12 protein-coding genes are annotated in these 23,210 nt (G+C 38.5%); all 12 read left to right on the top strand.

The window, feature by feature from the left end; translation table 11 throughout:
• Window positions 1–6 precede the first annotated feature (6 nt).
• The 12 genes from JW794_09455 (at window position 7) to JW794_09400 (ending at window position 22,787) form a co-directional block, all read left to right on the top strand.
• The gene (locus tag JW794_09455; GenBank protein MBN2018337.1) at window positions 7–2,934 is read left to right on the top strand and encodes a transporter substrate-binding domain-containing protein; all 2,928 of its coding nucleotides are present in this window, start codon (window positions 7–9) and stop codon (window positions 2,932–2,934) included.
• Window positions 2,931–3,371, top strand: coding sequence for a response regulator (locus tag JW794_09450; GenBank protein MBN2018336.1), 441 nt, complete (start codon window positions 2,931–2,933; stop codon window positions 3,369–3,371). Before JW794_09455 ends, JW794_09450 begins: the two co-directional genes overlap by 4 nt.
• Before the next feature lie 22 nt (window positions 3,372–3,393).
• A complete protein-coding gene (locus JW794_09445; GenBank protein ID MBN2018335.1) occupies window positions 3,394–7,611 on the top strand; it encodes a PAS domain S-box protein in 4,218 nt (1,405 codons plus the stop codon).
• A gap of 219 nt (window positions 7,612–7,830) precedes the next feature.
• Entirely contained in the window at window positions 7,831–10,029 is a 2,199-nt protein-coding gene (locus JW794_09440; protein ID MBN2018334.1) for a PAS domain S-box protein, read from the top strand.
• Window positions 10,030–10,148: 119 nt separating this feature from the next.
• Complete coding sequence (locus JW794_09435) at window positions 10,149–11,804, top strand: thioredoxin family protein (GenBank protein ID MBN2018333.1); 1,656 nt, start codon at window positions 10,149–10,151, stop codon at window positions 11,802–11,804.
• A 19-nt stretch (window positions 11,805–11,823) separates the two neighbouring features.
• On the top strand, window positions 11,824–12,903 hold the full coding sequence (locus JW794_09430) for a thioredoxin family protein (protein ID MBN2018332.1): 1,080 nt from the start codon (window positions 11,824–11,826) through the stop codon (window positions 12,901–12,903).
• Window positions 12,903–13,715 (top strand): TonB family protein, encoded by an 813-nt coding sequence (locus JW794_09425; GenBank protein MBN2018331.1) that lies wholly within the window; start codon window positions 12,903–12,905, stop codon window positions 13,713–13,715. Before JW794_09430 ends, JW794_09425 begins: the two co-directional genes overlap by 1 nt.
• A gap of 2 nt (window positions 13,716–13,717) precedes the next feature.
• A complete protein-coding gene (locus JW794_09420) occupies window positions 13,718–15,148 on the top strand; it encodes a hypothetical protein (GenBank protein MBN2018330.1) in 1,431 nt (476 codons plus the stop codon).
• A gap of 14 nt (window positions 15,149–15,162) precedes the next feature.
• On the top strand, window positions 15,163–15,891 hold the full coding sequence (locus JW794_09415; GenBank protein ID MBN2018329.1) for a T9SS type A sorting domain-containing protein: 729 nt from the start codon (window positions 15,163–15,165) through the stop codon (window positions 15,889–15,891).
• A 9-nt stretch (window positions 15,892–15,900) separates the two neighbouring features.
• Complete coding sequence (locus JW794_09410; protein MBN2018328.1) at window positions 15,901–17,979, top strand: S8 family serine peptidase; 2,079 nt, start codon at window positions 15,901–15,903, stop codon at window positions 17,977–17,979.
• A 4-nt stretch (window positions 17,980–17,983) separates the two neighbouring features.
• Window positions 17,984–20,587 carry a T9SS type A sorting domain-containing protein gene (locus JW794_09405; protein ID MBN2018327.1) on the top strand — a complete coding sequence of 868 codons (2,604 nt, stop codon included), beginning with the start codon at window positions 17,984–17,986 and terminating at the stop codon, window positions 20,585–20,587.
• Between the two features lie 154 nt (window positions 20,588–20,741).
• Window positions 20,742–22,787 carry a T9SS type A sorting domain-containing protein gene (locus tag JW794_09400; protein ID MBN2018326.1) on the top strand — a complete coding sequence of 682 codons (2,046 nt, stop codon included), beginning with the start codon at window positions 20,742–20,744 and terminating at the stop codon, window positions 22,785–22,787.
• Window positions 22,788–23,210 lie beyond the last annotated feature (423 nt).

Below are 23,210 nucleotides of genomic sequence, written 5' to 3'. Positions count from 1 at the left end.
AAAACTATGAAAAAGATTATTTTATTCATTATTATTTTAACACTTGCTACCTCACTTACTGCTCTGGAACTAACTCCTAAGGAAAACCAGTGGATTGAAGATCATCCAAATATTACATTTGGCATTGGTCAAGCATGGAGTCCCTTTATCTACCCGATGGAAAATGGAAATCATCGGGGTTTTGATGTTGATTTGATCAATAAGATCAACACATTAACAGGTACAAATATTAAAATTGTTCCTGGAATATGGTCTGAAATCGTTCAAATGGCTCAGAATAATGAAATTGATGGTCTTGTTGAATCAGCAGCAAGTGAAGACCGTGGTCAATATTTTGAATTCTCAGACAGTTACAATACCCAGTATTATGCACTTGCAACGACTCCGATAAAATTACAATCTGTTCAATCCTCGGATTTGAAAGACATTAAAATTGCATATCTGGCAGGGAATAATTGGTTGAAGAGGATCATCCAGTCTCTATCAATTGAGCATACAACTCCCTGTGAAACAGAATATGAAGGATTCAAACGGGTAATGGAAGGGAAAGCAGATGCAGCTTTTATTACGCTGAGCGTTTACTCCGAATTTCGTAAAATATATTTGGATAATATTGTCATTGCATATGTGTTTGATGATAGTGAATATAAGTTGGATCTAGTCTATTCGATAAGAAAAGACTGGCCTGAACTTGTTTCGATCATAAACAAAGCGCTCGTAGAGATATCTGAAGCTGAAATGAATGAACTCTATATGAAATGGGTGGGTGTTTCTCAAGATGAACTGAAACCCTGGTTACAATTAACAGAATCGGAAAAAGAATGGCTGAGAGAAAATCCGATTATCCGTATTGCTCCCGATCCAGAATTTCCACCTATTGAGTGGTTTGATGAAGATGGGAAATATAAAGGTGTGGCAGCAGATTATATGGCATTGATAGAAGATCAGCTTAATATTGAGTTTGAAGTTATCCACTGTGAAAACTGGGAAGAAGTCTTACAAAAGGCAAGAGATCGTGATGTTGATCTTCTTTCAGCAGCAGCACAAACACCAGATAGATCTGAATATATGTTGTTTTCCGAACCTTATCTGATTTTCCCTGGAGTCATAATTACAACGAAGCAAAATGATAATCTGGATAGGATAATAAAATTATATGGTAAGAAAGTTGGTGTCGTATCTGGCTATGTTTGGGAAGAATTTATACGAAGAGATTATCCTCAGATTGAAATTGTTGCTGTTGAAGATATAACCTCTGGACTACGTAAGGTTTCAATCGGAGATATTGATGCATTCATTGCAACATTACCTATTGCACTATATTATATCGAAAAAGAGGGTATTTATAACCTCGTTGTTGCTGGGGAAACTGCTTATGAAACAAAATTATCGATATTATCCCGTAAAGATTGGCCAATTTTGAATTCGATAATGAATAAAACATTGAAAAGTATTCCCGTTGAGACAAAGAAGCAGATTTACAATAAGTGGATACACCTTGAACCTAAACCGTTCATTTCTAATACTCTTTTATTCATCATATTGATTTCAATAATCAGCGCTGCAGGACTTTCTGTTTTACTTGTTATGTCATGGAATAAATCATTACAAAAGCAGGTAAAACAAAAGACTTTAGCATTAAAGCAAGATTTTGAAAAAAGTATCGAAGCAGAAAAAAAACTCCGTGTAAGTGAAGAACGATGGCAATTCGCAATCGATGGAAGTGGTCTTGGACTCTGGGATTGGAATGTACAAGAGGGTACAGTATTTTTTTCAAAAAAATGGAAAGCTATGATCGGATACGAAGAGGATGAAATATCAAACAACCTTGATGAATGGGACAAAAGAGTTCATCCGGATGATAAGGAAAAAACATATAAGGATATTAATGCACATTTGGAAAATAAAACTATCCTATATATGAATGAACATCGTCTTTTATGTAAAGATGGATCGTATAAATGGATTCTCGATAGGGGAAAGGTCATTGAATGGGATGAAAATGGAAAACCGCTGCGAATGATAGGAACTCATACTGATATTACTGAACGTAAAGAAGCTGATCAGACATTGAGTAAATACCAGGAAAAGTTGAAGGACATGGTTGACGAGAGAACAAGAGAACTGGAAAAGAGAAATGCTGAACTCGATGAATCCAGGCAAGCTCTAATGTATCTTATGGAGGATATGAATGAAACACACGAGAAGTTAGCTCAAGCCCACAAGAAGCTCGAAGAAGCCAATGAAGAGTTAGAATCATTTTCTTATTCTGTTTCCCATGATTTGAGAGCACCGCTCAGAGCAATCGATAGTTTTACCAAAATTCTCCAGGAAGAATACAGCAATAAGCTTGATGATGAAGGAAGAAGGCTCTTAGGAATAGTGATCAATAATTCTCAAGATATGAATAACTTGATCACTGATCTGCTCCAATTTTCTCGAACCGGACGCCAGAAAATAAATGTTGTAGAAATTGACACAAATGAAGTATTCCGGGAAATAATCGAAAGAGTGAAAACGCTGAATCCTGAAAGAAATATTGAATTCAATCTCTCACATTTGAACACGATATGGGCAGACCGAACACTCTTCCAGCAGGTTGTCGAAAATGTTTTGCAGAATGCTGTGAAATACTCTCGTATGAGAGAAAAAACTGAAATCTCTATCTCATCGAAAATTGAAAAAAATAATGTCATAATAGCTGTTCAGGATAATGGCGTCGGTTTTAATATGAAATATAAAGATAAAATCTTCCAGGTTTTCCAACGACTTCATTCTTCAGCAGATTTTGAGGGAACCGGTATTGGACTTGCGCTAGCTCATAAGATCGTTGAAAGACATAATGGTACAATTTGGGCAGAAAGCGAGGAGGGTAATGGAGCGACATTTTATTTTTCTTTTCCACAAAAAACAAATCATATGGAGGATAGATGACTGATAAAAAAGAAGTTCTAATCCTGTTAGTTGAGGACAATCCGAATGACGAAGAACTTGCACTCAGAGCATTAAAGAAACATAAGCTTGAGAACAAAGTTCAATGTGTGCGCGATGGTGAGCAAGCATTAGATTTTATCTTTGGACGCAATGATTTCTCAGAAAGAAGTATCAAAGATAAGCCCAAATTGATCCTTCTTGATCTCAAACTTCCAAAAGTCGATGGCCTCGAAGTGTTACGACAGATCAAAAATAATAAGACGACCAAAACAATTCCCGTTGTTGTGCTGACTTCATCCCGCGAGGAAAGGGATATCATCCAGAGTTATGAATTGGGGGTGAACAGCTATATAACAAAACCGGTAGATTTTGATAAGTTCGTTCAATCGGTCTCTGATCTTGGATTATACTGGTTGCTTATGAACGAGGTGCCATAAAGATATTAATTGTGAGAGTTCCATGAATAAAATCTTGAAAGTTCTTCTGCTGGAAGATAATATAGAAGATGCAGAACTTATTATCAGAGAATTAAAAAAATCTGATCTGAATATCGAACCCAAAGTTACTCATAACGAATCTGCATACATACAAGCAATTCAGGAATTCAAACCTGATATTATCTTGTCTGATTATGCCCTTCCGGGGTATGATGGAATGCGTGCACTCATGGTTGCTGAAGAAAAAGTGCCAGATATTCCTTTTATTATTGTTACAGGTTCTATTAATGAAGAAACTGCAGTACAATGTATAAAAAAAGGGGCATGGGATTATGTCATCAAACAACATTTACATCAGCTTGTTCCTGCAGTAAGAAATGCTATAAAATATCGTGAAGAACTTATCCAAAAAAGAGAGCGGGAAGAGGAACTGAGGAATACACTTGAATTAACAAAAGCAATTATTGATAACAGCCAGGATTGTATTAAAATTCTTGATCTTGAAGGTAATCTGCTTTATATGAGCATTGGTGGACAGCGATTATTGGAAATCAAGGATGTAAACAAATATCTTAACAAGAACTGGATAGAATTTTGGGAAGGTGAAGATAGGAAAAAAGCCCAGGAAGCAGTCAATAAAGCAAAAAAGGGAAAGGTTGGATATTTTGAAGGATACTGTCCAACCGAAAAAGGAACTCCCAAATGGTGGGGAGTGTTAATTTCACCGATATATGATGACGCAGGAAAGGTCGAGAAGTTACTCTCAGTTTCAAGGGATATTACTAGTCGCAAAGAGATTGAACAAAGACTGCTTAGGAGTGAAGTCCAGAAGGATATCATACTCAATACAACCCAGGAGATGTTTGCATTTTATGACATTAACTTGAGAATAATCTGGGCTAACAAAGCTTCTGCAGACTCTGTGGGAATACCACCTGAAGAAATGGTTGGCAAGTATTGCTATGAAGTTTGGCAAAAAAGAAAGGAACCTTGTGAAGGATGCATTGTACTCAAGGCAAAGGAAACTAAACAACCGCAAAGTGGTAAAGCGCAAACTCATGATGGAAGGTATTGGTCATTGCGAGGATATCCTGTATTGGATGAAGAAGGAAATGTTACAAACCTCATTGAATTAGGAATGGATATAACGGAGAGGGAAAAAGCTGAGAAACAACTTGAGCAAGTATTAGAGGCAACCACTGATGGAATTTGGACATGGAATTTTAAAACTGACGAATTACATTTCAGTCCCAAGTATTATACCATGCTTGGTTATGAGCCAGATGAGTTTCCTGCAACTTATGATAGTTGGGTGAGGTTACTTCATCCACGTGATAAAGATGAAGCAATCAAGACTGCTGAGGAATACTTACAAGAAAAACCAGATGTATATGAAAATCAATTTAGAATGAGAACAAAGGATGGTACCTACCTCTGTATACATGCATTGGCAAAAGTTGTGGAAAGAGATACGAATGGTGAAGCAATATTAATGATAGGAAATCATGAAGATATTACTGGCAGAAAACAAGCAGAACGTAAATTCCAAACCTATGTCACCAGTTCTCCCACTCCCTTCTTTATTGCGAATAGCATAGGAGAATATACTTATGTAAACAATGCAGCATGCCACCTGCTAGGATATTCTGAGAAAGAACTCCTTTCAATGAACATAAAAGATGTATCACATCCTGATGATTATGAAAAAAATCTGAAAACTTTTTCAAAACTTCTTGAAGGTAAGCCAGTTCGTCAGGAAATTTCAATGCTGCATAAATCCGGGAAAAAGGTGTATTCGATACTTGATGCTGTGATGCTTGATGAAAACAATATTATTGCTTTCTGTACAGATACAACCCAGAGACATCATGATGAGGAAGTACAGAATGTTTTGTATAAAATATCCGAAGCGGTGAACACAACAACAAATCTCGATGAACTATATCATTCAGTTCATGAACACCTGTCTCATATCTTGGATGTAAAGAATTTTTATATTGTTCTGTATAATAAAGAACATGATATACTGGAATTTCCGTTCCACGCCGATGAAAAGGTTACGTTTAAAACTCATGCCGCTGAAAATACCCTGAGTGGATATGTAATTACAAATGGAAAATCTCTCTACGCGGATAGGAAAGTATTAGCGAAACTACAAAAGGAAGGAAAGATCGGAAAAGCAGACAAAGGAACTGAAGCACAGATCTGGATTGGCGTTCCCCTCAAATATGAGAATGAAACCATCGGTGTTCTTGCGGTTCAGAATTATACCAATGAGAAGGCATTCTCAAAGGATGATGTCCGTATTCTCGAACTTGTCTCGAACACAATCGCATTAGGTATAGAACGGAAAAAATTCGAAAGGTACCTTTTTGAGAGTGAAGAAAAATATCGTACTCTGGTAAACAACCTTCCTGTCGGCATTAGCCGATCAACACCTGCGGGTAAACTTCTCGCTCTCAACCCAGCTATTGTTGAGATGTATGGATATTCCAGTTCGGAAGAATTAATGAAAGCTGATGCAAAGGAGCTCTACTGTGATTCTAAAGATAGAGAACATATGCTTTCCGAATTGAAAAAGCATGGTTTTGTTAAGGGATCTGTTACCCAGGAATATAAGAAGGACGGATCGAAAATATGGGTGTCTGCAAATTATAAAGCAACTTTTGATAAAAGAGGAGAGATCGAATATCTTGATGGAGTGATTCTTGATATCACAAAAAGAAAGAAAGCTCTAGAAGCACTTGAGGAGAGTGAAAGGAAATTGAAAGAAACTGTCGGTGCAATTGCCGAAGGTGTTTGGGAAATCAATCTTCGTACAAATTCAATGTATTTCAGTCCACAATATTATCATATGCTTGGTTATGAACCATATGACTTTGAACCATCTATAGAAAAGTCAAGAGAACTCATCCATCCCGACGATAGAGAAGAAGCAGTGAGAAAAGAAATTGAGTTAATTGAAACAAGTCAGGAAAATTATGTTGATGAATTTCGTATGATAAGTAAGAATGGCGGCTATCGTTGGATACGAACAAAGGGAAAAGTTGTTGAATGGGATGAGAAAGATATGCCTGTGCGTATTATTGGCAGTCATGAGGATATAACATATGAAAAACTTGCTGAAATGGAACTGCAGAGAACGCAAGAGAATTTTATTAATATTGTTGAGAGTAATCTCGATGGGATACTTATCCTTGATGTAAAAGGAAGGATCGGTTATTCTAATCCGGCTGCACAAAATCTTTTTGGAAAAAAAGAAAAAGAACTTATTGGTTCAGATTTCGAATTTTACCACATGAGAGATAACGGCAAAGAAATTCAAATCAATGATGAAAAGGGTAGAACAAAAATTGCATCAATTATTGTTACAAAGGTCAAATGGGAAGAATCGGAAAGACCGCTCATCGTCCTGCATGATATAACAAATCGAAAAGAGTTCGAGAATAAACTCAGAGAAACTAATAAGAAATTAGAAGAACTTATGGCTGAGTTGGAAAAAAAGGTCGAGAAACAGGTTAAGGAACTTCGTGAAAAAGATCATATTATTATTGAGCAGTCCCGTCATGCCGCAATGGGAGAAATGATCGGAAATATCGCCCACCAATGGAGACAACCCCTTACTGCAGTTGCAGCAATCGTGCAGGATATTGAAGAGGCTTACAAATATGGAGAATTGGATGAAAAATACCTGCGCGAATCTATTAAGATCACCATGGATCAGATCGGGTATATGTCGCGAACAATTGATGATTTCAGGAATTTCTTTTTACCAAACAAAGAGAAGGAAAACTTCAGTATTAATGAAGCAGTTACGAGCACCGTGAAATTTATTGAAAGCAGCTTCAAACACAATGAAATTAAAATAGACGTGGACATAGTGGACCAATGCATTGTGCGGGGATTCCAAAATGAATACACACAAGTCATACTGAACATCATGAACAATGCCAAGGATGCAGTAAAACGTGTAAAACCAGCTCATGCTCATGTAAGAATCTCATTGAAACAACTTAAAGGTCAGAAATATTCGAGTTCATTAACTATCTCAAATAATGCCGGTCAAATCCCCAAAACTATTATGAAAAAGATCTTCGATCCATATTTTACCACGAAGCATGAATCTGAAGGTACGGGACTGGGACTTTATATGAGCAAGATGATCATTGAAAAGAACATGGGGGGATCGATTGCAGCCGAGAATATCAAAGATGGAGTAAAGTTTACGATTCTTTTGTAATTAATATGCCCATAATTAAAACATCAAAATTATATACAATTGTTTTAAAATATTCTCAATCATTGAATTTTTAATTGACAAAATAATTCAGTCTCAACGTTTCAATAGATAAATTTTCTTGAACAGAAACAGGTTTGTATATGTCAACATCAGATAGAGAAAAGAAATTGTTTTACTTTCAAACACTCTTGCTTGTTAAGAAAGGAGAAATTCGGTCCTTTGAATCAGCAACTTAGTTCAAAACCAGAAAGAGAAGTTCTTCCATTATCTATTATGTATGTAGAGGATGAGGTCGTCATTCTCCGTTCTGTTACATCTATGTTGGAACGGAAAATAAAAAATGTGTATATTGCAACCAACGGGAAAATCGGATTAGAAACCTTCATAAAACATAAACCTCAGATCGTGGTCACTGATATTAAAATGCCCGTTATGAATGGTTTGTCCATGATCGAAAAAATACAAGAAATTGAACCCACCACAAAATTCATCGTTGTTTCTGCCTATGGGGAAACCAACTATTTTATACGTGCAATAGAGCTTGGAGTTCACGGTTTCATTCTTAAACCGGTGGATGTGAATCAACTCATGGAAGCGATTCAGGAGATGGGTAAGAATCTTCTGCTGCAAATGGAAATAGTTCAAAAAGAAGATGAACGCACCAAGGCTGAAAACGCACGTCTAACCCTCGAAAAACAATATGCTGAGCTTCATCAAAATATGAGAGATGGATCTGTGCGAGCTGATCTTGATGGTAAAATCATAAATTGTAACTTGGCTTTTCAAAAAATATTGGATTACACTGAAAAGGAGTTGTATACCAAAACTACGCGTGATATAACACCTGAAAAATGGCATAGGATTGAAACTGATATTATTCAGAGTGAGGTTTTAAAACAAGGATATTCTCATCTCTACGAAAAAGAGTATATTCGAAAAGACGGTACAATTATTCCTATTGAATGCCGAACATATCTTCAGAAAGATGAACAAGGTGAGAAAATCGGATATTGGGGGATTGTTCGTGATATTTCAAAACGTAAAGAAGCTGATGAAGCATTACGGAAGAGCGAAGAACAATTCAGGGATCTTTTTGAAAATGCCAATGATGTGATCTGGTTATCTGATCTCGAGGGAAAATACTTAATGGTCAACCGGATGTTCGAAGCATTTCTCGGTTATTCAAAGGAGGAACTTGAAGGGAAGCAATCAATATTTACGATCAAGAAAGAGGAGAGAGAAGAGTCAATCAAGAATTATAGAAAAGCTGTCAAAGGCGAATATATCGAATACGAAACGAACGTGATCTGTAAAGACGGCTCTGTTCGCATGTTCTGGCTGAAACTCAGACCAATATATGATAATGGCAAGGTTGTATTTGTGCAGGGTATGGGGCGTGATATTACAGACAGGAAACAGGCAGAAGCAGCACTTGAGGAACAGAAAGTATATTTCGAGCGCCTTTTTGAAAGTGCACCCGAAGCTATTATTGTTGCCGATAATAATGGTTTTATACTTCAAATAAATAATGCTTTTTCCGAATTATTCCAATATACGATTGATGAGATCAAAGGTAAACATATCGATGAACTTATTACCCCCGAGGAGCTCTTGCAGGAAGCAGAGAAATCAACCCAACAGCTGACTCAAGGTATAGATATATCCTTTGAAACAAAACGTATTGCAAAAGATGGAACCATGATCGATGTATCTGTACTCGGAGCACCAATTATTATAGATGGAGAACAGATAGCTGTTTATGGCATATACCGTGATATCGGTGACAGAAAGCGTGCTGAGGATGAACTTAAAGAAAGTTATGAACGGCTACAAAAACTGATCGAGGACACTGTAAATGTGCTTGCAAATGTTGTTGAATTGCGAGATCCCTATACTGCTGGTCACCAGCACAATGTTGCACAGCTTGGCATTGCAATAGCCAAAGAGATGGGTTGCTCTGAGGATATGCTCGAAGGCATCCGCATAGGCGGAACAATGCATGACATCGGCAAGATCAAGGTCCCAATCAGAATATTGAATAAATCAGAAATGCTCACGGACAAAGAGTGGGAGCAAATAAAGAACCATCCGACAGTTGGGTATGAACTTTTGAAGGATCTCGACTTCCCATGGCAGGTCGCAAAGATGGTCCATCAACATCATGAGCGCATCGACGGTTCCGGTTATCCAAATGGCTTGAAAAAGAAAGACATCCTTTTAGAAGCACGAATCCTTGCTGTGGCGGACGTCGTAGAAGCTATGGCAAACGACAGACCGTATCGTCAAAGTCTCGGTCTGGATATAGCCCTCGAAGAAATAATAGACAATAAAGGTTCTCTTTATGATCCTGTGGTAGTCGATCATGCTGTGAAAATACTGAAAAGTGGCAGCTTCGTTTTTAATACAAAACATACATAAAACTGGGAGAAAAGATACTCCCTTTGAACTAATAAATACCCCCAGCAAATTTGACAATTATTTACATTCAAAAAAATTTGATTAATATATAATTTAAAAAACATACGCAGGGAGCACGTATGAAATATATGAAAGTTATTGCTGCACTTGTACTGCTCATGATCTCAATGCAGATATTGTATGCACAAGGAAATGTAGCCACAATTTCAGTTCAACAATCAGAAATTTCCCCGGGAGACAAAGGAGTCATCTCCGTCACGTTCACAATCCCTGAAGGTATGCATCAAAGTTTGCAGGAAGATTACTTCTATATCGAACCAGAAGAAGTTGATGGGATTGAATTCTTGCCAGTTCAATATCCGGACGGTATTGTACATGAAGGTAGTACTGATTATTATGACTCAGTAACACTAACCATGGAATTTATCGTATCCGAAGATACTGTGATCGGGGAGAAGTCATTAACAATATATGCCGGTTATCAGTTCTGTGATGATGCAGGAATGTGTCACTTTCCTGAAGAAGAAGAACTTGTAATGGAACTAATCGTGACTGGTGAAGAAGCTATTCATCCCACACAAGAAGAGCTTACGACAAAGCAAGAGGATCCTAAAGACCAATCAACTGAATCAAAATTCTCCGAATTAAAAATTGATCTCGACAAATTTGTTATGAAGGATATTGCTGCCGGGTACTTAAAAAGTAGTGACTTTATAGCATTCGCAGAAAAAGCAACCACTTCGGATGGTTCATCTGCAAATAGATTTGCTGGAATGAATATCTGGCTTGTATTACTCCTGATAATTATTGGCGGCGTTGCTCTTAATCTCACTCCTTGTGTGCTTCCGATGATGCCAATAACTATTGCGGTGCTTGGAGCAGGTACTCAGGCGGAATCAAAGGGAAAGGGATTTTTGATCGGAGGATTATACGGAATAGGTATGATGCTCGCATATGGTGGGCTTGGTTTGATCGTTGTACTAACCGGCTCTCGCTTTGGCGGTATCAATTCCTCTCCCTGGTTCAATATAGTAATAGCAATTATATTTATCCTTCTTGCTCTGGCAATGTTTGATGTTTTTCCTATAGATTTTACAAGATTTCAATCAGGCAAAGTAGCTAATAAGAAAACTGGAAAAGGTAAATATATTACTGTATTTATTCTAGGAGTAATAGCTGCAGTTCTTGCTGGAGCATGCGTTGCTCCTGTACTAATATCTGTGATCCTTTACTCAGTTACATTATATAGTTCTGGTAATCCTGCAGGATTGCTACTCCCATTCCTTCTGGGAGCAGGTATGGCTTTACCTTGGCCTTTTGTGGGTGCTGGGCTTTCGATTCTTCCTAAACCTGGAAAATGGATGCAGTGGATTAAATATATTTTTGGTATAATTATTATGGTGATTGCTCTGTATTATGGCTATACAGCAATTCATATTTTCTCTTCACAATCTAGAGAAAAAGAATATATTGAAGAGCATCATGCAACCGAAGAAAGTTCTGATCTATACTGGACGCCATCATTAACACAAGGAATGCAAAATGCCTTGGAGGAAGATAAACCAATTCTCATTGATTTTTGGGCAACTTGGTGTAAAAACTGTCTTGCAATGGAAGCAACAACATTCAAAGATGATCGTGTCGAGGAAGTATTGAAAGATTTTGTTCTTGTACGTTATCAAGCAGAGGATTTAAAAAAATCACCAACAAAAGAATTGCTCGATTATTTTGGTGTTCTCGGGCTACCCTCTTATGTCGTTCTTGTACCTAAATAAATTATAAAGGGATAAAAACATGAAAAAAATTACACTCCTCATTCTCGTGACTGTATTGATAGTATCCATGTTTTCCTGCGATAGGTTCTCCCATCATTTTGATCCTGTGCTAACCGAATTTGAACACTTCCTGATGCGCTTCACAGACCATGTAGAGGAAGGTGTTCTCTATGATGATGTTGCATCGATCATGACTTACTATTCGGATACATATCTGAACAACGGAATGGAAAAAGCAGATATGGAGAATTTCTATTCTTCGCTTGCAGATGCTTCACCGGACAGCATTGCGATGGAGATCGAGATATTATCTGAAGCAGAATTAAAGGTGTCATATCAAATAGTAGCTGCAGGTGTTGATACAACCTTTATAGACTATGCTCAAGCTCTACGAGATAGCTTCCTTTTTATCGGCAACCAAATTTCACCACCCGTTCCCCAAAAGGTAGTTGTTGAAATGATTACCGGAACATGGTGTCCGAATTGTCATTATGCAGAAGATGCTCTCAAGCAGTTGAAAGATGAATATGGAGATAAACTATATTATATGGAGTATCACTGGAATGATGTACTCGATATAGGAGCCATCGAAGTGATCCAATACTACGGTATGGATTATTCTGCTCCGCAATCGATGTTTCAGGGTCAGGTTCGTGTAACCGGCGGTGGTGCAGATACATACGCTCAATATCAAAATACGCTTATTACATTCATTGATGTTGACGCTCTGGCAGAATTAAAAGATCTTTCCTATACCATATCAGATACATTATTCGGCGAAATAACTGTTGATAAAACAGATGCTCTCTCATCAGATGATCTTTATCTAAAATTTACACTTGTTGAAAAAGTATCATCAGTTAATGGATATAATGGCAGACCATGCGAGCAAGTGGTCATTACCAAGGGAATGAAGAATATCAGTGCAGAAAACCTTGATTCACCTGTTTCATTCGAACTGGAAATGCCGTCAACTGTTCCCGATGATATTGTCCTGTACGTCTGGCTTCAAACTGTTGCCGATCCATATAATGCTGATACATGCAAAATATATAATGTGATTGAAGAGGATATGTCAGCAGGAAAGGGGAGTGAATAATGAAAAAGACGCTTGTAATCATAATTATTGGAATATTTTTAATCTTATCTCAAGTGAGTGCTGCAGATATATTACCAGAATTTACACTCGAAGATATCAATGGAGATCTGGTCAGTTCAGAGGAATTACTTACTAAAAAAGCTGTTATCATAGATTTCTGGGCAAAATGGTGTAATCCTTGTAAGAAAGCGCTTCCTCATCTTAATGACCTGCAGAAAAAATATGATGATCTTCTCAATGTCGTGTGTATTACGATCGATAAACCTCGTGATAAAGACAAGGCAAAATCCTTTGTTAAATCGAAAGGATATGAATTTATAACCTTGTTCGATGCCAAAAAAAGCGTATCACAACTTCTAAACGTGAATACAATTCCCAGAACATATATCATAAACAACGATGGTGAGTTTGTCTATACCCACGAAGGTTATACGCAGGGTGATGAGTACGAACTTGAAACAGAACTAAGAAAGATCATGTTCAAAGATATCACGATTGCACAGTTGGAAGAGATGTACCCTTCTGAGGAACGTATGGAGCCAACAACATGGGTCGGACCGGATTATCCGGCTGAAGCACATGAAGCTAACATAATCGCAGATGTGATTCTCGATCTGGAAATACTCGAAGACGGCGCAGTTGGTGAACTTTGTGTTGTAAGTATTAACGAAGATGCATCTTATGGCTTTGAGGATGCAGCGATGAATGCTGTTCAGCAATGGGTATTTGAACCCGTCCTTATCGGGGAAGAGCCGATGAAAACAAGACTTCTTTATCCCATACGATTCAGAATTGAAAAATACGAGAGGTAATCATGAAAAGAATAATACTCATACTTTTTATCATTTCAATAACATCAGCTTTATTTGCCGTACAGGATCTACGTATCAGTGGACTGAACGAAGCGATCTATGTGTACAAGAATGCAGAAGACTCTTTAAAAAATTACTTCTCTGATGAGTTCAGTTTTCGTTTTACATATAAGAATTTTACCTTTGGGATGAAGTTTATTGCTGAACTTCCAAAGTATGATGATTATGCGGCAATGGAAGAACTCACCTCTCAGTCGATTTCCTATAGGTGGGATGAAAGATTCCTCGAATATAAGATCGATAATTTCTCTGCTCGTGCAGGAAATTTTGAACAGGTATTCGGATCCGGTATTGCATTGCGAGCATACAGAGACAGAGATTTTAATATCGATACACGTCTTAATGGATTCTCTGCTGAAATATTCCCTAGATCTTTCCAGGCAAAAGCATTATATGCAGCGCTTCCAAACGAAGATAATGTTACAAAGAATGATGTTGTAGCTGGTCTTGATTTTCAGAAAGATATCTTTGAAGCAGTAAAACTTGGCGCTTCATTTGTGAATGTCCGTGAATGGCAGGCAGGAGATAATTATCTCGACAGAAAGATCTTTGCAGCACGAACAAATCTCAATGCAAGCTGGTTTGACCTCAACGCTGAATATGGCTACCTGGATCAATCGGAGGGTATCTCAAAGATCGGTCATGCACTTTACGCAAATCTGAACACGTACTTCAATATTTTCTCTTTTACAGTTGCATACAACAATTATTTAAATTTTGTTTCCCGGCTTAACGATTTACCTATCATTAATCACAGCAATGAACCCATGTATGATTCTCCGATTGGAAAAGATCAACAGGGTGCAATGGGAGAGATCTCATTCCTGCCAAACGACTTCAATGAACTCATATTGAATTATTCAGAAGAATGGAATGATGACTGGTCGATACGGCAGACTGACCTATGGATTGAAGGCATTCATTATTTTGATATGTCGACACTGACTGCCAGTTTTTCACACCTTGAAAGAAAGGATAATAATGTTCAGCACTGGGAAAAAGAAGTAACACCAACTGTCATGTACGATTTCATGATCGGTGAAATGCCAATCTCTATCAAAACTGAACTTCAATATTTTGATAAACACTACCAGCAGGAAAAATCACATCACTGGGAACCTCTTGTTCAGATCGATACAAACATCTTTGATTTCGATGTCTCTGTGATCGCAGAATCTTCCTGCGAAAATTTAAAAGAGATCGGTAAAAAAACACCATGGCTTGGTGCAGAGATCAGTAAGATAGTTCTCAAGAATACCACGCTTCGGTTGTTTGTTGGAAAAGAGAAGGGCGGAAAAGTTTGCCGAAATGGTATTTGCAAATATCGCAAACAGTTTGAGGGTTTACGAGCTGAATTAATTACCACATTTTAGTGGAAGGAGCATATATGAAAAAAATAATAATACTAATAAGCGCACTGATCTTTACTGCCATAAGTCTACATGCAGATCTGAGTATTCATATTCCCTTTGATCCTCAAGTTATCGGACCTGCATACAATGATTCAACGTATAATTATGAATCAGAATATTTCGATGTGGTCAATACTGGTGCAGAGGATGATTTCACTGTGATGGTTGATTATGTCGATATTCCAACCGGTTGGTCGATGATTTGGTGCCATTTGTATCAAGGTGCTGGCGCATGCCATTTACCGGGTTTTCCATGGCATATTACTCTTGGTGCCGGTGACACACTCAAACTTGATTTCACTATAACAGTGTCCTCAGCAGGATCAATGAGTTTTTCCTATAAGTTTACTGCGGCAAGTCTTCCCGTTCCGGTTAATGTAAATTTTGAATACACAACAGGTGTATCGGTTGATGATCCTCAAATCCAGAACCAGATCTCTGTTAAAAATTCACCCAATCCCTTCAGTGGCTCAACAACGATTTCATTTACCTCGCAGAATAACTTCAACAAAATTGCAGATATTACGATTTATAATATCAAAGGTGAAACGATAAAAATCCTCGACATTACCCCAGATATGAACTCAGTCACCTGGGACGGAACAGATCAAAATGGAGAATCTGTTCCAAATGGGGTATATTTTTACTCAACATCTTTTGAAGATGAAACTATAATTACAGATAAATTACTATTACTTAAATAAGGAGATGTAATGCGTTTTAAACTTTCCCTCTTCATTGCAGTGTTGTTGGTCACGAGCGGCTTCTCAGCATTGTATGGAAACCAAGATATACTTACTCCGCAGCTTGAACAAAAATTGCAGCAGAGTGAAACAACAGAACTCATACCCGTCAACATAATAATGAAACAACAATATGATCATCAGGATTTGTTGCAGCAAAGTGCATATTTACCAGAATCTGAAAGAAGAGATTTTGTTATTCAGGAACTGAAATCCTTTAGCGAATACCATCAGCAAGATTTACTCTATGATCTGGAGAACTTCTCTTTCAATAGTATTGTGAAAGATATTACTCCTCTGTGGGTATCAAATGTCATTTCTTGTAAGGCAACTGCCGAAGTTATTTATACCCTTATTAATCGAGATGATATAGATCTGATCGATCATGACGAGATTCGTAACATGCTTATGTTTGAAAAAGGTGAGCCAGCTTTCCCTACGACCCGTGAGATCACGTGGAATGTTACCAAAGTCAAAGCTGATGATGTGTGGGATCTTGGTTATACAGGAAGCGGTGTGACAGTTGCAGTTATCGATACCGGTGTGAACTATAATCATGTCGACCTTGCAGACCACCTCTGGACTGATCCCAGCTATCCCTACCACGGTTGGGATTTCAGATATAATGATAACAATCCTATGGATGATCATGGACATGGAACACATTGTGCAGGTACGGTTGCTGGAGATGGAACTGCTGGGTCACAGACCGGTATGGCACCTGATGCTCAAATTATGTGCCTTAAGGTGCTCGATAACGGTGGTGGGGGTTCCGAATCCGGTGTATGGAATGCCATTCAATTTGCAATTGATAATGGTGCTGATGTTATCAGTATGTCACTCGGATGGCTTCATGCATGGAGTCCAAATAGGATAACCTGGCGAAATACGATGAATACACTGCTTGCTGCTGGCATACCAGCTTCTGTTGCAGCGGGTAATGAGGGTGATCAGCAATATATGTATCCCATTCCGGACAATATCAGGACTCCTGGAGACTGCCCTCCTCCCTGGCTTCATCCGGATCAGACACTCACAGGCGGCATTAGTTCAGTTATTTGTATTGGTGCAACGAATTCCGGTGATGGAATTGCATCCTTCTCAGCACGAGGACCTGTTACATGGGAATACATTTCTGGATTTAATGATTATCCCTATTCTCCGGAAATGGGTTTGATCCGTCCTGATGTTGTTGCCCCTGGACAAAATATCAAATCTCTTGCACATTACAGCAATTACGGGTATGAAAGCGGGTGGAGCGGTACATCGATGGCAACACCCTGTGCTGCTGGCGTCATGGCACTTATGCTCTCAAAAAACAATAACCTAACTCCTGCTGATATCGATCAAATTCTTGAAGAAACTGCTTATCAACTTTCTACCAATAAAAGCAATACATTTGGATCAGGAAGAATCGATGCATTGGAAGCAATCAATCAGGTTCCAGCTCCAAGTCCTATAATGAATTTCTTTCCTACAACTCTTGATTTTGGGAATGTTTTTGTTGGAACCGATTCGACATTGCAGTTCTATATCGAAAATGTTGGCGGTGATACTCTTCGCGGTACGATCTCAACCCCGGACGGATTTACTGTAACTCTCAGGGATTCCGACGATCCTGCAAGAAATGCTCTTAATTATGCTGTTGCAAGCGGTTCATGCCAGGCATTCGATCTTACATTCTGTCCTTCCTGTGCACAGTGTTATGATGGTGAAATTGCGATAAATCAGCAACCATTCTATATGTTTTTCTTAGATGTTTTTGCAGAAGGTTGTACAAATGTCGGAATTGATGAAAATCCTCAAACAAACATGATCGTTTCTCATTATCCAGATCCTGTTGCAACTACATTGACCATACACTATGCACAACATGTTCAGCACATTGATCCTGCCATTTCGATTTATAATGTAAAAGGTGAATTTGTTACACAAGTCCGTGGCAACAATGGAACTGCGCAGCTCGATGTGCAATCTCTCAACACAGGTGTTTATTTTTATCAGATACAAAACACAAATTACTTGAATAAATTCATTATTTTGAGATGATAACATGAACATTTTTAAGCATAAAACATATTTGATCATTTTTCTTCTTGTCATTGCAGTAGTTGTCATTCTCGTAACAGTACCTACAACTCACAAAAAGGGAAAACCGGCAGATCGATGGGTCGAACGACCTCATGGTGAAGCAGTTCTAAAAGAACCTGATGTGCTTCCTAATGAATGGATGGCATATCAACGGGTGTATCCCCATAATAAGATCAAAATCGACAACTATCTCCAGAGTATGGATGAAGCGCAGAAAATGCATGAATCAGCTTCAGCTTATAAATATTCCTGGGAGCTTGTGGGTCCAACCAATATTGGTGGTCGAATTACCGACCTTGCTGTTTGCCCGAGCGACCTTGATAAATTCTATGTTGGAGCTGCATCGGGTGGTGTCTTTAAAACAATCGATGCTGGAAACACATGGGAGAATGTCTTTACACAAGCACCAGTCATATCAATTGGAGCTCTTGCTCTTGATCCTAATGATGAAAATACACTGTATGTTGGAACTGGTGAAGCAAATGCTTCCAGTTACAGCTTCCTGGGTAATGGAATGTATAAATCCACTAATGGTGGTCTTTCCTGGGATCATATCGGATTGGAAGAGTCAGGATACGTCGGTAGGATCATTGTAGATTATAACAATTCCCAGAGAGTCTATGTTGCTGCTTGCGGAAACCTTTTTTCGGCAAACGAACAGCGCGGTGTATTCCGAAGCGAGAATGGTGGACAGACCTGGGAGAGAAAGCTCTTCATTACTGACTCCACAGCGGCAGTCGATCTGGTGCAGCATACTACAAACCCTGATATTCTTTATGCAGCGATGTGGGAGCGCATGAGAGGTTTGACCTACAGACGATCTTTTGGACCAAGTTCAGGGATTTGGAAAACCACAGATGGTGGAGATACCTGGGTCGAGTTAACTTCAGGACTTCCCACCGGCAGCGATGTCGGTAGAATCGGTTTGGCAATCTCAAAATCCAACCCAGATAGACTCTATGCATTTTATGATAGAACGAACCAGGTTGATGTTTTTAAAACCGATAATGGGGGAAATACTTGGATTCCAACAAACGATGGGTCGCTTCAGGGTATCAACAGCACCTTTGGATGGTACTTTGGTCAGATACGAGTTGATCCGAATAATCCAGATATGGTATATGTTATGGGTGTGTATCTTTATCGAACTACGAACGGTGGAAATAACTGGAGTCAAGTTGGTTCAAGTATGCATGTCGATCATCATGCAATGTATATCGATGATGATGTTTTATTCATTCTGGAAGGAAATGATGGGGGATTATACAAGAGCACGACAAACGGAAGCTCATGGACGAAAATCAACAATCTGCCCATGACACAGTTCTATGCTATTGAGATTGATCAGACATATCCCTATCGAATTTATGGCGGAACACAGGATAACAACACCATACGTACGATGACCGGTGCGTTGAACGACTGGGAAGCAATCCTTGGTGGAGATGGTTTTTATTGTCTTGTAGACTACACGAATCCCAACACTATCTTTGCGGAATATCAATGGGGAAATCTCTATAGATCAACAAACGGTGGCTCATATATGAGCTATATTGCTGGTCCAATGTCCGGTGATAGGACGAACTGGTCCTCACCATATGTTATACACCCAACCAATCCTGATATCCTTTATTTTGGAACATACAGAATCTGGAAAACCACGAATGGTGGATCAGGCTGGACTTCGGTAAGTGGAGACCTGACACAGGGTGATGACGGCAGCAGCTACCATACGATCACGACAATTGCAATATCTGAGCTCGATCCAAGCATTATCGTTGCCGGATCTGATGATGGAAGAGTGCATATTTCAACAGATAACTGTTCATCATGGAATGATATTTCTGCCGGATTACCTGACCGTTGGTTCACCCGTGTTGCATGTGATCCTCATGATGTTAATACGATTTATGCAACAGTATCCGGTTTCCGCTGGGATGAAGAAGCTCCGCATGTCTTTAAATCACCAAATTTAGGTCAGGACTGGTACAATATTAGCGGGAATTTACCACAGATACCAGTTAACGTCATTGCTATAGATCCTGACATTCCTAATAAGCTTTTTGTCGGCACTGATTCAGGGGTATTTTTTACTGACAATGGTGGTTTTGAGTGGCACAGTCTTTCTGAAGGTTTGCCAAATGTTCCAGTTGTTGATATTAAAATTTATAATCCAGACAGATTTATGGTGATCGGCACCTATGGCTGTTCTGCATACAAGATCGACCTGGATGAGATCATTGTTAGTACTGATCCTGAACCACAGCAGCAGGTACTTTCACAACTCTATCAGAATTATCCTAATCCTTTCAGTTTAACACACCATACAGAAATGCAAATATCTTTTACTCTTGAGAAACAAGCGCAAGTAGAAATTGCTATCTATAATATCAAAGGGCAGCTGGTTAAGAAACTGATCGACCGGGATATGACTACCGGGGATCATTTCATTCAATGGAACGGAAAAGATGTTAATGGCGTTCCGGTTTCAACTGGAACTTATCTTTATAAATTATCAGTTAATAATCAAGTCAAACAAGTAAAACAATGCACAATAATACAATAAGTAACTTAATTTGGAGTTTATCATGAAAAAATTACTTATACTACTTGCTGGTATCATACTTCTTCCTATGATACTTTCTGCAACACAAATGAACGTGGTCGGGGAAGTATTTACATCCACGTCTTGAGGATACTGTCCATCAGCCCGGGCCGGGTTGAGAGATCTTCAAGCTAATTTCGATAACTTTATTCCGATTTTCTGGCAAAGCACAAGCGGCTACGTGGGGATGCCAAGTCCCAATTACAGCACTCGTGGAGGTATGTACGGTGTCGGCGGTATTCCTCATGCTCGGTTTGGAGGATATATTTCAGAAGTTGGTGGGATTTCTGGTGGTAGTATGTATAATTATTACCTTCCTCATTACAATACACTTAATGCCCTGGATAGTCCATGTGCAATTGACATTACGATGGATGTTACCTCAAAATCGACCATTGATGTTCAGGCTGATGTTGAACTGACTGGAAATATCACTACTACTAACAACAAGATCATTCTTCTACTCACCTATAAATACACTGATGATTATACTTGTGCGGTCGTTGCATATCACGATGAGAATTTTAATCTTACCACAGTAGGTCAGACCGGAAGTTTTTCCTATTCATTTACCTATGATCCGGATTGGGTATTACCGGATTTGAAAGCAGTGGCGATTGTTCAGACTTTTTCAAGCAATTACAAAATACATCAGGCAGCCACCTGTGGGGTGAGCGGTATTTTCTCAATTTTCAGCAGCAATATTCAATCCGGACCGCCGCAATTGGGTGTGCAATTCTACAACGAATCCTATCCTGATACTGGAATTGTATCATATGAATGGGATTTTGACGGAGATGGAACATGGGACAGTACAGAAGAGAATCCCTATCATTTATATGATACGATTGGAACCTATGATGTATCCCTTCGTATTTCTGATGGTGTGGAAACCGCAACCGCTACTGCCGAAGATTACATTACTGTAACAAGCACAGCCGACATAAGCGGAGAACTTTCAGGTATTTGGACTTCGGCATATAGTCCTTATATAATAACGGATGACGCACATCTTGCAGATGAAAACATGCTTGAGATAGAACCGAATGTTGAGGTTCACACGAATAACGGAAGTAAGATAACAATCGAAGGATACTTTTCTGCAATTGGTAATGACAGAGGAAATATTATCTTCACTACTGACAATACATGGAGTGGGCTGTATTTCTTCAATAATGATTACGAGAATGCTCTTGGGTATTCTCAGATAACCGGCTCAGTGGATTGTGCAGTAGATATCTACAATGCTCGTGTTGTTGTTGGGCACAATACGATCTATGAAAACTCGACTACTTCACAAAAAGGTCCGGCGATCAACGTTCGTAATTCTGATGATGTTCTCATTGAATGGAATCTGATCTCAAATAATACAAGCTCAAGTTTGTGTGGGGCAATAAGTTTGGATGATTCGTCCCCGGTGATTGCAAGGAACATCATTGTGAATAATGAAGCTATGTTTGCAGGTGCTTTTAGTATGAAGAATGAATCCTGTCCTGAAATCACCCATAACACTGTTGCTAATAATCTTTCCAACTATACATTTTATCTATTCTCATCATCCAATCCAATTATTGACAATTCTATTTTCAGGCAAACTGGAGATGTCTTTATTAATTTCTCAAGTAATCCAGTTGTTACTTATTCCGACCTGTCTGGCGGTTATGCTGGAACCGGTAATATCAGTGATGATCCTTTGTTTGTTGATCCTACTACTGGAGATGGACCGAGCTTTAATGGTCTTGAAGCAGATTGGAGTCTGCAGGAAACCTCACCATGCATAGACGCTGGAGATCCTACATCACCGCTTGATCCTGATGGAACACGAGCTGATATGGGGGCACTATATTATCACCAGAATATTTCAATCGACGATCCTGAACTACCTGAAATGACGATGCGAAGTTATCCGAATCCTTTTACTGATGAAACAACCATATCATTTTCCTCAAAATCGCATATTCAAGAATTGGAAGATGTAACGATTTATAATATTAAAGGCGAGGTTGTAAAAACACTTGAATTGGAACCATCTGTAACCGGTTATAATACAATCTGGGATGGAAAAGATAATTCAGGAAAGAGCGTTTCAAATGGCATCTATTTCTATACAATCAAAACGGATAATATAGAAACAACACAAAAACTTATTCTGATGAGATAAGATAAAACTAATTAAGCAAATACTATAGAGCAGGAAACATCGTCCTGCTCTTTTTTTATATAAAACCTCTGATTGTCCGAACTGGTGAGGACATCCGAGTGTTTTAATTGGGTAACTCACCAATTTCAACACTCCGATAATCCAGATAAACCGGATACATTCGGAGGTTGAGGAAATGTAATAAATTTGACAAAGAAAGTATAAAATGAGAGTTTACAATAAAAGTAAAGTTGAAGCTGGTATTATATTGGATCGGACGGAAAATTATTATGAATAAATGGAAACAAAGAAAATTTAGACGATTTATTTAACTACAACAATGGAGGATTATAATGAAAAAGATTGTTATGTTTAGCATGATGCTTTTCGTGCTCGTAGGAATGATATGGACTAATGATCTTCAACAGCCCATTAACAATAAGG

The organism is Candidatus Cloacimonadota bacterium, from assembly GCA_016932035.1.
Taxonomy (GTDB): domain Bacteria; phylum Cloacimonadota; class Cloacimonadia; order JGIOTU-2; family JGIOTU-2; genus Celaenobacter.
Note: the sequence above shows the minus strand (reverse complement) of the source record. Positions and strands in the feature narration are given on the sequence as shown.

Coding starts and splice junctions, on each gene's coding strand:
- JW794_09455 (MBN2018337.1), top strand. CDS start 7: ATGAAAAAGATTATTTTATTCATTATTATTTTAACACTTGCTACCTCA.
- JW794_09405 (MBN2018327.1), top strand. CDS start 17,984: ATGAACATTTTTAAGCATAAAACATATTTGATCATTTTTCTTCTTGTC.
- JW794_09450 (MBN2018336.1), top strand. CDS start 2,931: ATGACTGATAAAAAAGAAGTTCTAATCCTGTTAGTTGAGGACAATCCG.
- JW794_09445 (MBN2018335.1), top strand. CDS start 3,394: ATGAATAAAATCTTGAAAGTTCTTCTGCTGGAAGATAATATAGAAGAT.
- JW794_09410 (MBN2018328.1), top strand. CDS start 15,901: ATGCGTTTTAAACTTTCCCTCTTCATTGCAGTGTTGTTGGTCACGAGC.
- JW794_09425 (MBN2018331.1), top strand. CDS start 12,903: ATGAAAAAGACGCTTGTAATCATAATTATTGGAATATTTTTAATCTTA.
- JW794_09435 (MBN2018333.1), top strand. CDS start 10,149: ATGAAATATATGAAAGTTATTGCTGCACTTGTACTGCTCATGATCTCA.
- JW794_09415 (MBN2018329.1), top strand. CDS start 15,163: ATGAAAAAAATAATAATACTAATAAGCGCACTGATCTTTACTGCCATA.
- JW794_09420 (MBN2018330.1), top strand. CDS start 13,718: ATGAAAAGAATAATACTCATACTTTTTATCATTTCAATAACATCAGCT.
- JW794_09430 (MBN2018332.1), top strand. CDS start 11,824: ATGAAAAAAATTACACTCCTCATTCTCGTGACTGTATTGATAGTATCC.